This is a genomic window from Rhodococcus sp. NPDC127527, assembly GCF_042672245.1.
Lineage (GTDB): Bacteria > Actinomycetota > Actinomycetes > Mycobacteriales > Mycobacteriaceae > Rhodococcus_G.
The window spans coordinates 378,703-391,178 of record NZ_JBHXVP010000002.1 but is presented as its reverse complement, the minus strand read 5'-3'; the positions used below and the strand labels follow the sequence as shown (position 1 = coordinate 391,178).

Genomic DNA, 12,476 nt, shown 5'->3' with positions numbered 1-12,476 from the left:
AAGTGTCGGGTGGTGAGTCGTCAGATGCCCGCGGCGTCGGCGATCTCGCGGGCCTTGTGCACCAGCGCGTCGATCCGCTCGACGGTCCGGGTGCCGGCCGCGGCCTTGTTCGCGGGGGTGTCCATCGCCCGCCGCATGACGCCCTCGGCGATGATCGACACCTTCCACAAGCCCAGGGTGTGCCAGAACTTCAGCGCTTGCGGATCCCGGCCGGTCTCGTCGAGATAGATTCGGGCCAGCTCGGCGCGGCCCGGGAAGCCCTCGAGGGTCGAGGCCGGGAAGTCACCCCCCATCTCCTCGCCCGGCTCGGGCCAGTAGGCGAGCATGGAGCCCATGTCAGCCAACGGATCTCCCAGGGTGGACAGCTCCCAGTCGAGCGCCCCGACGACCTCGCCGTTGTCACGCGAGACGATGACGTTGCGCAGATGGAAGTCGCCGTGCACGAGCGAGAGTTCGGTCTGCTCGGGTACCGCGGCGACCAGCCGGCGGGTCAGGTCGTCGAGCTCGGGCAACTCCCGCATCTTGGACTGCTCCCATTGGCCGGCCCACCGCTTCAACTGCCGGGCCGCGTACGGCTTGTGACTGGCCAGGTCCGACAGACCGACCGCCTCGAGGTCGACCGCGTGGATCTTCGCGAGCGTGCGCGGCAGCGACACCGCGATCTCGCGCCGGCGCTGCGGGGTCAACGATCGGACGATCTCCATCGTGTCCACGACCTGGCCGTCGACGAACTCCATCAGCACCAGCGGCGCCTCGGAGACCGCGGGATCCTGTGCGACACCGAAGATCCGCGGCGCCGGCACGTCGGTGTCGGCGAGGGCGGACATGATCCGCGCCTCCCGGGCCACGTCGTGCGCGGAGGCCAGCAGGTGGCCGAGCGGGGGCCGGCGCAACACCCACCGCCGGCCCCCCTCGTCCCGCACCAGGTACGTCAGGTTCGACTGGCCGAGGCCTATCCGATCGAAGGACAACCGGCCGGCGACGTCGATTCCGAGGTCGCCGATCCAGCGGGTGACCGCGTCCGGGTCGATGCCGACCATCTCCCGCACCGCATCAGGCACCGACCGACACCCCGTTCCGGTAAGGGAGGGCGTCGCCGAGGTGCCGACCCCCGTCGATGACCATCGTCTCCCCCGTGATCCAGGAGGCGGCGTCCGAGGCGAGGAACGCGATCGCGGCGGCGACGTCCACCGGCTCGCCGATCCGGGCGAGCGCGATCGATTCCGCGACCTGCTCCTCGTGTTCCTTCCACAGCGCCTCGGCCAGCTTGGTGCGCACGACGCCGGGGGCGACGGCGTTGACCCGGATCCGCGGCGAAAGCTCCAGCGCGAGTTGCTTGGTCAGGTAGATCAGCGCGGCCTTGGACACGTTGTACATGCCGAGGTTCGGCGCGCGGCCGATCCCGCCGATCGACGCCGTGTTGACCACCGATCCGCCGTGTTCACCCATCCAGGCCTCGGCGGCGAGCCCGGTCCAGAGCAGCGGCGCCCACAGGTTCACGTCGAAGGTCTTCGCGAACCGGCTGTGATCCTGTTCGACCAGCGGGCCGAAGGCCGGGTTGGTGCCCGCGTTGTTGACGAGAATGTCGACGCTGCCGAACTTTTCGAGGGTGAGCTCGATGCAGCGCCGCGCCTGGTCCTCCTCCACCGCATGCGCACCGACACCGATGGCGTTGCCGGTGATCTGCGCCGCGGCCGAATCGGCGGCCTCCTGCTTGCGGGAGGTGAGCACCACGTTGGCACCGGCGGTGGCGAGGGCCTGCGCGGCCGCCAGTCCGATGCCGCGGGAGGCACCGATGACAATCGCGGTCTTTCCGGTCAGGTCCAGATTTGTCATCGTCCCAGTCCCTCAGGTCGGAGGTCGCGGTACTGGCGCAGCTCGCGGCGGGCGATGGCCCGCTTGTGCACCTCGTCCGGACCGTCCGCGAGGCGCAGGGTGCGCAGGTGCGCGTACGCCATGGCGAGCGGGAAGTCGTCCGTCACACCCCCGCCGCCGTGCACCTGGATCGCCCGGTCCACGATCTTCAACGCGATGTTCGGCGCCGCCACCTTGATCGCCGCGATCTCGGTCTGCGCCTCCTTGTTGCCGACGGTGTCCATCAGGTACGCGGCCTTGAGCGTCAGCAACCGGATCATCTCGATGTCGATGCGCGCCTCGGCGATCCAGTCCTGGATGTTCGCATTGTCGGCGATCGGCTTGCCGAAGGTGACCCGCGACTGCGCCCGCCGGCACATCAGTTCCAGCGCCCGCTCGGCCATGCCGATCGCGCGCATGCAGTGATGGATGCGGCCCGGGCCGAGGCGCGCCTGACTGATCGCGAAGCCCTCACCCTCCCCCTTGAGCACGTCCTTGGCCGGGACCCGGACGTCGGTGAAGTCGATCTCCGCGTGACCCTCGCGGTCCTGGTAGCCGAAGACCGGCAGCCCCCGCATCACCGTGACGCCGGGGGCGTCGATCGGCACGACCATCATCGACTGCTGCCGGTGCGGGGCCGCGGTCGGGTCGGTCTTGCCCATCACGATCATCACCTTGCAGTTCTGGTGCAAAGCGTTGGAGGCGAACCACTTCCGGCCGTTCAGGACGTACTCGTCGCCGTCCTTGACCATCGACAGCTCGACATTGGTCGCGTCCGAGCTGGCGACCTGCGGCTCGGTCATCGCGAACGCCGACGCCATGGTGCCGTCGAGCAGCGGCTTGAGGTACTTCTCCTTGTGCTCCTCGGTACCGAAGAGCTCGAGCACCTCCATGTTGCCGGTGTCGGGAGCATTGCAGTTGCACGCCTCGGAGGCGATGTGGCTGCGACCCATGATCTCCGCGAGCGGCGCGTACTCCAGGTTGGTCAGCCCCGGGCCGGTGCCGGGGTGCGGGTGGAAGAGGTTCCACAGCCCGCGACTGCGGGCCTCCGCCTTGAGCTCCTCGAGGACCGGCGGCTGGAAGTGCGGGTCACCGGACTCGCGCATCTGCTCCTCGTACACGGCCTCGGCCGGGTAGACGTGCGAGTCCATGAAGTCCAGCAGGTCCTTCTGGAGCTGCTGCGCGCGGTCCGAGATGTCAAACAGTGACATGAGAACTCCTGAGGGTAGAGAGGAAATTCGGGGGGACGCGGGTCGAGGTGGCTCAGCCCTGGCCCAGCAGTGCGTCCTGGTAGCGCCGCATGCCCCGCAGCCAACGGTCGTAGTCGGCACCCTTGTGCCGGTACATGTCCAGAACCTGCGGGTGCGGCAGGATCAGGAACCGCTCCTCGTCGATCGCGGCGAGCACGTCGGCGGCGACCTGAGCCGGTTCGAGCACGTCGCCCGCGGCGGTCACCGCCCGGGTCGCGGCGGCACCGAGGGTGTCGCCCGAGTCCCGACCGGAGTAGAGCAGCTTGGTGTTCACGCCCATCGGGCACAGGCAGCTCACCCGGATTCCGCGGTCGCCGTAGGTGACGTTGAGCCACTCGGCGAACCCGACCGCCGCGTGCTTGGTGACGGAGTAGGTGGCGGAACCGATCTGGGTCAGCAGACCCGCTGCCGAGGCGGTACTGACGAAATAGCCCTCGCCTCGCTCGAGCCAGCCCGGGACCAGTTGTTGCGCGGCCCGAATGTGCGCGCGCAGATTCACGTCGAGCGAGAGGTCCCAGGCCGCGTCGTCGGCCTCGAGTCCGGGTTTGCCGGTGACTCCCGCGTTGGCGAAGTACATGTCCACCGGCCCGAAGTTCTTCTCCGCCAGCGCGATCAGGCCGCGGATCTGCTCAGTGTCGGACACGTTCCCGCCCGCAGCGACGGCCGCGCCCGGATTCTCCGCGCTGATCTCGTCCACCACCGCCTGCGCAGCGGCGGCGTCGAGGTCGGCGACGACGACCCGTGCCCCGTCGGCAGCGAGAGCCTGTGCGATTGCGCCGCCGATCCCGCCACCGCCGCCGGTGACGATGGCAACCTTGCCTGCAACCTTCACTCGAAGTGCACCTCTTTCCGTGTCGACACTGCCCGGGGTCCGGATCGCACGCGGCATTCCCGCCTGTCGGACGTGATCCAGGTCTCCCCTCACTGTATAGTTGAATCCGGCGTCATATTCAACCTCTGCACCGGGCAGATCCGAGCACATCCACCGCCCCCCCGGACATGCGAAGGGCGCCGGCAGATGCCGGCGCCCTTCGCGTTGGTGATGCCAGGACTCAGACCGCGTCCAGGTACTCGATCTGCGGTTCGGCCGCCAGCAGCGGACCCATCTTCGCGAACGCGGCCTGGAAGTACTCGGTGCCCGCGTGCAACTTTGCGGCGTCGCCGTCGCGGTAGAGCTCCATGAACTTGTAGACGTTCGGGTCCGACTTGGATCGGGTCAACTGGTAGAACTGGGTGCCTTCCTCGTTGGCACGCACCTGAGCGACGAGGTCCGCGGCAACCGCCTCGAACTCGGGGCCGCTTCCGTCCTTGACGGTCATGACGGCGATGATCGCGAGCATCTGATTCTCCTTGCGGTGGACAGGCCGTGAGTGGTCCACGACCGATGGTCACTGTGCACGCTACGGCCGGCCGGCGAGGCCGAATCGGTCGGCGAGCTGACCCGCAGTGTCCGCTCCGTCCGTGTGTAGGATTCCGGCGATCCCCAGCCGGGCCGCGCCATCCAGGTTCTGCTGCAGGTCGTCGACCATGACCGCTCGTTCCGGCGCGACCCCGAGCCGCTCACAGGCGATCCGGTAGATCGCGCGCGACGGCTTCCGGATGCCGACCTCGGACGAGATGACCACCTCGTCCGCAAGCGCGTCGAGATCGAAGCCCTCGTAGATGTCGCGCCCGAAGGCGTTGGACACCAAGGCAATCGGCACTCCGGCAGAACGCAGCCTGCCGAGCAGGGCGATGGTCTCCTCGTCGCGCCGCAGCCCCGCCTGCATGCGCGCCGACAGTCCGTCGGCCTCGACCTGGGCGCCGTGGGCGCGCAGTCGCTCGGCGAAGCCGCGATCGAAGGCGTCGGCGTCGATGCGTCCGCTCTCGTGGTCCGCCAGGAGCCTGCGGGAGGCCTCGTCACGTCCGAGCAGCGCCAACGGCAGGTCGGCGTCGCCGATCGAGGACCCGAACTCCCGGAACGCGGCGAACACACTCGTGGTCACGACTCCCCCGAAGTCGACCAGGACGGCGGTACGCGTGGAATCCGGCGGCGCTGATGTCATGTCGACCATTCTCGACAAAGTTGAATTCGGCGTCAACATCGAATTCCCGGGGCGGACCGAGCCGAGCCGGGCCGCGGCGGACCGGCGCTATGTCGGCGAGGCGGGAATGCGCAGCGCGTTGACCCACAGCCGCGTGGCGGTGTCGATCAGTTCGTCCAACGAGCCGCGGTCGTCACCGAGCGCCTCCCGCTCCACGAAGTAGCCGAAGCCGAGCCGGCTGATCATGCCGGACAGCGCACGGGCGGCGAGCAGTGGATCGAGTTCGGTGTCCGCGAGTCCTCGCCGCTGCAGGTTCTCGATGCTGCGAGCGTTACGCCGAATGAAGGCATCGGCGCGCTGTTGCCGGAGCACCCGGAACTCCGGGTCGATGTTGGCGACCTGCTCGAGCAGGCCCATCAGCTTGGCGTTGCGCTTGTACGCCTCGAAGTACGCCCGGTTGCTCGCCGCGACGATCGCGGCGGGGTCGTCCTCCGCGGCCACGTGCGGCATGCCGGGGTGCATCATGTCCTCCTGCGCGAGCTCGAGGACCGCGGCGAAGATCTCCTCCTTGCTCGCGAAGTAGGTGTAGAACGTCCCCGCCGAGCACTTGGCCGCCTTGGTGATGTCGATCAACCGGGTGTCGAGGTAGCCCGACTTCTCGAATACCCTGCGGGCCGCGGCGATCAGCGCCGACCGCGTCCGCAACCCACGCTCGGTCGCGGGCAGCTCACGCAGCAACGAGGAGCGCGCCATCGATGGGGGCAAGTCCTCGCGGTCGTCGTCGGCAGCGGAGCGTGACATGGATGTATTTATACGTCACCTGGTGTAGCGTGCGTTCGCAGCCGTTCGGCAGTCCCGAAAGACGCTTTCATGTCAGCCTCCCCGTCACCGTTCGATCCCTCCGCCGTCGTCGGCACCCTCCGCGCGGCCGGCTGCGTCTTCGCGGAGGACGAGGCGCGGCTGCTCCTCGCCACCGCGAGCACCCCCGCCTCCCTCGCCGCCATGCTCGAACGCCGTGTTGCCGGACTGCCGCTCGAGCAGGTGCTCGGCTGGGCCCAGTTCTGTGGTCTGCGTATCGCGGTCGAACCCGGAGTCTTCGTGCCGCGCAGGCGAACCGAGTTCCTCGCCGAACGAGCCGCAGCCGTCGCCAGGTCCACCACCGGCCGGCCACCGGTCGTCGTCGACCTCTGCTGCGGCTCGGGTGCCGTCGGCGCCGCACTGGCCGCCATACTCGATCGAATCACCCTGTACGCCAGCGATATCGATCCTGCGGCGGTCGCCTGCGCGCGGCGCAACCTCCCGGACGGTCGGGTGTACGAGGGCGACCTCTACGACGCGCTGCCGGGCACGCTACGCGGCCAGGTCGACCTACTCGTCGTCAATGCCCCCTACGTGCCCACGGACTCCATCGAACTGATGCCACCCGAGGCCCGACTGCACGAGCCACGTGTCGCCCTCGACGGCGGAGCGGACGGAGCGGACATCCAGCGCCGCGTCGCGGCGAGCGCGCCCGCCTGGTTGGCGCCGGACGGCCACCTGCTGATCGAGACGAGCGAGAAGCAGGCCCCGGTGACCGTGGCGGCAATGGCCGACGTCGGTCTGGTGCCCCGGGTGGCCCGTCGCGACGACCTCGGCGCGACGATCGTGATCGCGGCGATGCAGCAGTCGGCGTGATCGACGACAGGCCCCGGTCCGTGCGGACCGGGGCCTGTCGGGCGAATTCGGTTGAGCGTCAGGCGCTGACGAGCTCGCCGGTGGCCGACACCAGACCGGCGACGACCGCCGCCACCTGGCCGGCGACCTCGGCGTTGTCACTCGGGTGACCCTCGCCGAACTTCTCGAAGGTCGCGCCGATGGACAGCGAGACGTCCTCGAGCACCCTGCCACCCGCGACGCCGACAGCCTTGCGGGTGTCCTCGTGCGCCCACTTCGCGGCGTTGCCACTCGGGGACGCGCTGATCACGGCGACCGGCTTGTCCTTGACGGCGCCGACGCCGTAGGGACGGGAGATCCAGTCGATTGCGTTCTTGAGAACGGCGGGGATGGTGCCGTTGTACTCGGGGGTGACGAGCAGCAGGGCGTCGGCCCCGGCCGCGGCGGCGCGCAGCGCGTCCACCGAGGCGATGGTGCCCTCGACGTCGATGTCCTCGTTGTAGAAGGGCACCTCGGCGAGACCTTCGTACACGGTCACCTCGACGCCCTCGGGCGCGGTGCGGGCGGCGGTCTCGGCGAGCTGGCGGTTGACGGAGCCGGCTCGCAGGCTGCCGACGAGGGCGAGAACACGGGTCTGTGACATGGGACTGATTCCTTCGGGTGGTCGCAAACGATGGATGACGGTTGTGGGCTCAACTAGATATAGCAAGACAACCGGACCGCGGTCCACTTGTATTCCCGTCGGGGTACCATTCCGGACGTGCAGCCCACCGAAGTCCCCATGGCGCAGCCCCACGAGGCCGAACGCTGCGACGCCGCGCGCAACCGAGCATTGCTGCTGGATGCGGCCGCGCTGCTCGTCGCCGAGCGCGGCGCCGACGCGGTCACGATGGACGCCGTCGCGACGAAGGCCGGTGTGGGCAAGGGCACAGTCTTCCGTCGGTTCGGCAGCCGGTCCGGACTGATGCAGGCCCTGCTCGACCACACCGAGACCGAGCTCCAACAGGCCTTCATGTTCGGCCCGCCGCCGCTGGGTCCCGGCGCCGATCCGGTCGACCGGCTCGTCGCGTACGGCCGTGCCCGGCTGTCGATGGTCGAAGTCCAGGGCGACGTCCTGCGCGCCGTGGAGACCGCGCCCGAACTCCGGTTCGGCGGGCCCGCCCGCAACGTCGGCCTGACCCACATCGTCACACTGCTCGACGCGGCGGGCACCCACGGCGATCTCCGACTCCTCGCGACGAGCCTGCTCGCCCCACTCGAGGCGGGCCTGGTCCTGCACCAGGTGCGGAACCTGCACATCTCGATCGACCGGATCGCCGACAGCTGGGAAGACCTGGCGCGCCGCGTCACCCGAAAGCCCTGACTTCACTAGGCTCCGGAAATGCGCATTCTCCGGGTGGTCGCTCCCACGCTGTTGGCCGTCGCAGCCCTCACCGCCTGTTCGAACAGCCAGACCCCGGCGTCACCGCCACCCCAGGTCGGCCTGCTGGACCGGACCTTCGTCTCGACCGCCGTCGAGGGCCCGCCCATCCCCGGCGGCGGACCGCTTACCGTCGAGTTCGTCGCACCCGACCGGATCTCCGCGTCAGCCGGCTGCAATCGCGCCTCGGGCACCGCCGACCTGAGCGACGGGAAGCTCACCACCGGACCGCTGGCCACCACGATGATGGCCTGCGTCGGCGACAAGGCCGGCGCCGACGCGTGGATGACCGGGTTCCTCGAGTCCACACCGACCTGGAACCTGACCGACGACACCCTGACCCTGCGCTCGGACACGACCACCGTGACCCTGCTCGACAAGAAGGTCGCGCAGCCGGACCGCCCGCTCGTCGGCACCACCTGGGTGGTCGACACCATCATCGACCCGACCGCCGTCACCACCTCGGTGGCGCTCGAACAGTCCACTCCCACACTGACTGTCGCAGCCGACGGGAAGGTGACCGGCTCGACCGGATGCAACAGATTCACCGGCACCGCGGAGGTCTCCGGCGACACGGTGACCTTCGGGCCGCTGGCCACCACCAGGATGGCGTGCCCCGACGACGTCGCCGAGGTCGAGCGGGCGGTGCTGGCGGTTCTCGACGGACCGACGACCGCGACGATCGACGCCGACCGGCTGCGACTCATGCGCCCCGACGGTCACGGGCTGGGCCTGCACGCCCAGTAGCTGTCGTCAGCAGTGATCGGCGAGCCACGCCCCGAGGACTCGCGCGCTGGCGTCCACCACGGTGGGCCAGTCCAGCGCCGAGTCGTCGGCACGGTCACTGACGTGCTTGACGATCCGGCACGGCGCCCCCATCCGCTCGCACGCAGCGGCGATCGCGAACCCCTCCATGTCCACCAGGTCGGCCCTGGCCGCCAGATCGGCGCGCACCGCCGGATCGGTGACGAACATGTCGCCCGTGGCGAGCACCGACCCGTCGCCCCCGTCGATCGAGATCCGGTCCCGCACCGGGTATCCGAGCGAACCGAGCACCTCCGCACTGATGTCGTGATTGAGCACCGCCGACGGCACGAAGAGACCCGAATGATGGTCGTGCAGCGCGCCCGCGGTCCCGATGTTCACCACCCGAGGCCGCCCGCTCTCCGGGTACCGACCGAGCGCCTCGGCGACCGCGACCGCCGCGTCCACCTTGCCGATTCCGGTGACCAGCACCTCGAATCCGGACGGAACGTGGGCGGCCTCCGCGGCGGTGGCGGACACGACGAGAATCTGCTCGGTGGTCACCTCCAGAACTCTATAGAGTGGCCCGCATGGCCACTCTGCGCGCTCGTATCCTGCAGGAACTCGGTGCGAAGCCGACCGTCGATCCGGCGTCCGAGGTGCGCACCCGCGTGCAGTTCCTCAAGGACTATCTGCGGTCCACCCCTGCGAAGGGCTTCGTCCTCGGCATCAGCGGCGGGCAGGACAGCACCCTCGCGGGCAGGCTGGCCCAGCTCGCCGTGACCGAACTGCGGGCCGAGGGCCACGAGGCCGAGTTCGTCGCCGTCCGGCTGCCCTACGGGGTACAGGCCGACGAGCACGACGCGCAGGTCTCGCTGAAGTTCATCGATCCGGACCGCTCGGTGGTGGTGAACGTCAAGCCGAGCACCGACGCGGCCGCCGGCGAGAGCGCGGACGGCATCGCCGAGGTCATCGGACACAACGGTGGACTGCGAGACTTCGTGCGCGGCAACATCAAGGCACGCGAACGGATGGTGATCCAGTACGCGATCGCGGGCGAGCTCGGTCACCTGGTCATCGGCACCGACCACGCCGCGGAGGCGATCACCGGGTTCTTCACCAAGTTCGGCGACGGCGGCGTGGACCTGACCCCGCTGACGGGGCTGTCCAAGCGCCAGGGCGCGGCGCTGCTCGCCCATCTCGGGGCGCCCGAGAGCACGTGGTCCAAGGTCCCGACCGCCGACCTCGAGGACGACCGCCCCGCCCTGCCGGACGAGGAGGCGCTCGGCCTGCGCTACTCGGAGATCGACGACTACCTCGAGGGCCGCGAGGTGACGGACGCGGTCGCCACGAGGCTGGAGGGCATGTTCCTGGCCACCCGGCACAAGCGCGCGGTGCCGGTGACCCCACTCGACGACTGGTGGAAGTGACGCGATGAGCACCGTCCTGGTCGCGGGCGGCACGGGCACCGCGGGTAGCGCGGCGGCCGCCGAACTGCACGCCCGCGGCCACCGGGTCAGGGTGCTCAGCAGGCGTGCGCCGTCGGCCGTCGTTGCCGGAATCGAGCATGCCCCCGGCGACCTGCTGACCGGGGAGGGCCTGACCGCCGCACTCGACGGCGTGGACGTGCTGGTGTCCGCGGTCAACGGCCAGACCCGCAAGACCCGCGCCGTCTTCACCGACGGCGCCCGGAACCTGACCCGGGCCGCCGGGGGCGCGGGGGTGCGGCGCGCGGTGCTGCTGTCGATCGTCGGGGTCGACCGGGTCCGGTTCTCCTACTACGCGGCCATCGCCGAGCAGGAACGGATCTACGCCGCGTCCGGGCTGGAGACGACGATCGTGCGGGCCACCCAGTTCCACTCGCTGTTGCGGTCGGTCTTCGCCGCGACCGCCCGGGTCGGCGTCCTCCCCGCGGTCCGCGGCGCGCGGTTCCAGCCGATCGCGCCGACCGACGTGGGTCGCGCGCTCGCCGACGCGGCACTCGCCGACGCCGCCGGCGACCGGCTCGAGGTCGGCGGACCGGAGGTCGCGACGATGCACGAACTCGCCGAGACCTGGAAGCAGTCGACCGGCAGCCGTTCGCTCGTGCTCGGTGTGCCGCTGCCCGGACCGCCCGGCCGCTTCCTGCGCGCCGGATTGAACCTGGCGCCCGACAACCGTTGCGGCACAGTTACCTTCGAGCAGTGGTTGGCCGAGAACCGATCCTGATCAGCCGCCGGCGAACGGTGGCAGCACGTCCACCCGGGCGGACGCGGCCGTGGCGAGGTCACGGGTCAGTTCGTCGTACTGCAGGAATGCCGCCACGCCGAGGACACGCTCCATGCCCGGGCCGTGCCGGTCCACCAACACCGCCCGCAGGTCGCCGAGCGTCGCCCCCACGGCGAGCGGAACGAGTTCCTCGGTGCGCCCGGCGGCGTCCGCCGCCGCCGCGAAGTAGCGCACCACCACGGATCGCTCAGCCACCGATCGCCCCCATACTGCGCCTGGGCGGCTCGAAACCCGCCGAGTCGATGCCGTGCCCGGCCCACTTGTTCCACATCGCCCCGCGCCACAGCGCGGCCAGATCCTCGTCGCTCGCCCCCGCACGCATCGCGCCGCGCAGGTCGACCTCCTCGTCGCTGAACAGGCAGGACCGCACCGTGCCCTCGGCGGTGAGCCGAGTCCGGTCGCAGTCCGCGCAGAAGTTCCTGGTCACCGAGGCGATGATGCCGACCGTCGCCGGGCCGCCGTCCACCAGCCACTCCTCGGCGGGCGCCGACGGGTCCTCGCGCCCGATCTCGGCGAGGTCGAACCGCTCCCCCAGCACCGCCAGCAGTCGCTGCGCGTCGACCATCGAGGACCGGTCCCAGGTGTGGTCCGCATCGAGGGGCATCTCCTCGATGAAACGCAGGCGGACCCCCTCCTCGAGGCACCACGCCAGCAGATCGGCTGCGCCACTGAGTGTTTCGGGCATCAATACCGCGTTCACCTTGAGCGGGGCCAGACCCGCCCGTGCCGCCGCGCGGATACCGGCGAGCACCGACGGCAGGCGGTCGCGTCGGGTCAGCTCGGCGAAGTGCGCGCGATCGATCGAGTCGAGCGAGATGTTGACCCTCGTCAGACCCGCATCCACCAGCCCCTGCGCGCGGTGTTCGAGCCCCACCGCGTTCGTGGTCATCGACAGCGGGGTGCCCGGAACCGCGCGGGCGCAGCCGTGCACGATGTCCTCGAGGTCGCGGCGCATCAGCGGTTCGCCGCCGGTGAACCGAATCTGGTCCACCCCCAGGTCCTCGACCGCGATCCGCACGAGTCGCACGATCTCGTCGGGAGTCAGGAGTCGGTTCTGCGGAATCGCCGGCAAGCCTTCCGCGGGCATGCAGTACGTGCAGCGCAGCGAGCACTTCTCGGTGATCGACACCCGCAGGTCCTTCGCGACCCGGCCGAATCGGTCGATCAGACCGGGCACCTCGGGCCGGTCGGAAATGGATGAAACAGACGAACGGACGCGCGGCAAGCCCATCTGCACCGGACGAACGGTTGCAGTCATCGGCT

The 12,476-nt window shown here is 69.9% G+C and carries 16 protein-coding genes; 5 read left to right on the top strand and 11 right to left on the bottom strand.

Annotation, left to right across the window (positions count from 1 at the left end; translation table 11 throughout):
• Window positions 1–20 precede the first annotated feature (20 nt).
• From ACFVH2_RS04795 to ACFVH2_RS04765, 7 genes are all read right to left on the bottom strand, one after another.
• A complete protein-coding gene (locus ACFVH2_RS04795) occupies window positions 21–1,040 on the bottom strand; it encodes a phosphotransferase family protein (RefSeq protein ID WP_378423175.1) in 1,020 nt (339 codons plus the stop codon).
• Between the two features lie 13 nt (window positions 1,041–1,053).
• Entirely contained in the window at window positions 1,054–1,836 is a 783-nt protein-coding gene (locus tag ACFVH2_RS04790; protein ID WP_378422795.1) for an SDR family oxidoreductase, read from the bottom strand.
• On the bottom strand, window positions 1,833–3,065 hold the full coding sequence (locus ACFVH2_RS04785) for an acyl-CoA dehydrogenase family protein (RefSeq protein ID WP_378422793.1): 1,233 nt from the start codon (window positions 3,063–3,065) through the stop codon (window positions 1,833–1,835). The genes ACFVH2_RS04790 and ACFVH2_RS04785 overlap by 4 nt, the downstream gene beginning before the upstream one ends.
• Window positions 3,066–3,117: 52 nt before the next feature.
• On the bottom strand, window positions 3,118–3,936 hold the full coding sequence (locus tag ACFVH2_RS04780; RefSeq protein ID WP_378422791.1) for an SDR family oxidoreductase: 819 nt from the start codon (window positions 3,934–3,936) through the stop codon (window positions 3,118–3,120).
• A gap of 220 nt (window positions 3,937–4,156) precedes the next feature.
• The gene (locus ACFVH2_RS04775) at window positions 4,157–4,444 is read right to left on the bottom strand and encodes a putative quinol monooxygenase (protein ID WP_378422789.1); all 288 of its coding nucleotides are present in this window, start codon (window positions 4,442–4,444) and stop codon (window positions 4,157–4,159) included.
• A gap of 60 nt (window positions 4,445–4,504) precedes the next feature.
• A complete protein-coding gene (locus ACFVH2_RS04770) occupies window positions 4,505–5,149 on the bottom strand; it encodes an HAD family hydrolase (protein WP_378422787.1) in 645 nt (214 codons plus the stop codon).
• An 87-nt stretch (window positions 5,150–5,236) separates the two neighbouring features.
• Window positions 5,237–5,929, bottom strand: coding sequence for a TetR/AcrR family transcriptional regulator (locus ACFVH2_RS04765; RefSeq protein WP_378422785.1), 693 nt, complete (start codon window positions 5,927–5,929; stop codon window positions 5,237–5,239).
• Between the two features lie 69 nt (window positions 5,930–5,998).
• Between ACFVH2_RS04765 and ACFVH2_RS04760 the strand changes: the two genes are divergently transcribed.
• Complete coding sequence (locus ACFVH2_RS04760) at window positions 5,999–6,802, top strand: putative protein N(5)-glutamine methyltransferase (RefSeq protein WP_378422783.1); 804 nt, start codon at window positions 5,999–6,001, stop codon at window positions 6,800–6,802.
• A gap of 58 nt (window positions 6,803–6,860) precedes the next feature.
• On the opposite strand, the gene ACFVH2_RS04755 is transcribed toward ACFVH2_RS04760, so the two are convergent.
• On the bottom strand, window positions 6,861–7,424 hold the full coding sequence (locus ACFVH2_RS04755) for an NAD(P)H-dependent oxidoreductase (RefSeq protein ID WP_378422781.1): 564 nt from the start codon (window positions 7,422–7,424) through the stop codon (window positions 6,861–6,863).
• A gap of 138 nt (window positions 7,425–7,562) precedes the next feature.
• Between ACFVH2_RS04755 and ACFVH2_RS04750 the strand changes: the two genes are divergently transcribed.
• Together ACFVH2_RS04750 and ACFVH2_RS04745 are read left to right on the top strand one after the other, a co-directional pair.
• Window positions 7,563–8,144 (top strand): TetR/AcrR family transcriptional regulator, encoded by a 582-nt coding sequence (locus tag ACFVH2_RS04750; RefSeq protein ID WP_378423173.1) that lies wholly within the window; start codon window positions 7,563–7,565, stop codon window positions 8,142–8,144.
• A gap of 18 nt (window positions 8,145–8,162) precedes the next feature.
• Window positions 8,163–8,948 (top strand): META domain-containing protein, encoded by a 786-nt coding sequence (locus tag ACFVH2_RS04745; protein ID WP_378422779.1) that lies wholly within the window; start codon window positions 8,163–8,165, stop codon window positions 8,946–8,948.
• A 6-nt stretch (window positions 8,949–8,954) separates the two neighbouring features.
• Here ACFVH2_RS04745 and ACFVH2_RS04740 read toward each other — a convergent pair whose 3' ends face one another.
• On the bottom strand, window positions 8,955–9,509 hold the full coding sequence (locus tag ACFVH2_RS04740) for a nucleosidase (RefSeq protein WP_378422777.1): 555 nt from the start codon (window positions 9,507–9,509) through the stop codon (window positions 8,955–8,957).
• Between the two features lie 26 nt (window positions 9,510–9,535).
• Between ACFVH2_RS04740 and nadE the strand changes: the two genes are divergently transcribed.
• Both nadE and ACFVH2_RS04730 read left to right on the top strand, forming a co-directional pair.
• Window positions 9,536–10,375: an ammonia-dependent NAD(+) synthetase gene (nadE, locus tag ACFVH2_RS04735; protein ID WP_378422775.1), complete on the top strand. Its 840-nt coding sequence runs from the start codon at window positions 9,536–9,538 to the stop codon at window positions 10,373–10,375.
• Between the two features lie 4 nt (window positions 10,376–10,379).
• Entirely contained in the window at window positions 10,380–11,153 is a 774-nt protein-coding gene (locus tag ACFVH2_RS04730; RefSeq protein WP_378422773.1) for an SDR family oxidoreductase, read from the top strand.
• On the opposite strand, the gene ACFVH2_RS04725 is transcribed toward ACFVH2_RS04730, so the two are convergent.
• Both ACFVH2_RS04725 and moaA read right to left on the bottom strand, forming a co-directional pair.
• Window positions 11,154–11,408, bottom strand: a complete 255-nt coding sequence (locus ACFVH2_RS04725; RefSeq protein ID WP_378422771.1) for a MoaD/ThiS family protein — start codon at window positions 11,406–11,408, stop codon at window positions 11,154–11,156.
• Complete coding sequence (moaA, locus tag ACFVH2_RS04720; protein WP_378422769.1) at window positions 11,401–12,471, bottom strand: GTP 3',8-cyclase MoaA; 1,071 nt, start codon at window positions 12,469–12,471, stop codon at window positions 11,401–11,403. Before moaA ends, ACFVH2_RS04725 begins: the two co-directional genes overlap by 8 nt.
• Window positions 12,472–12,476 lie beyond the last annotated feature (5 nt).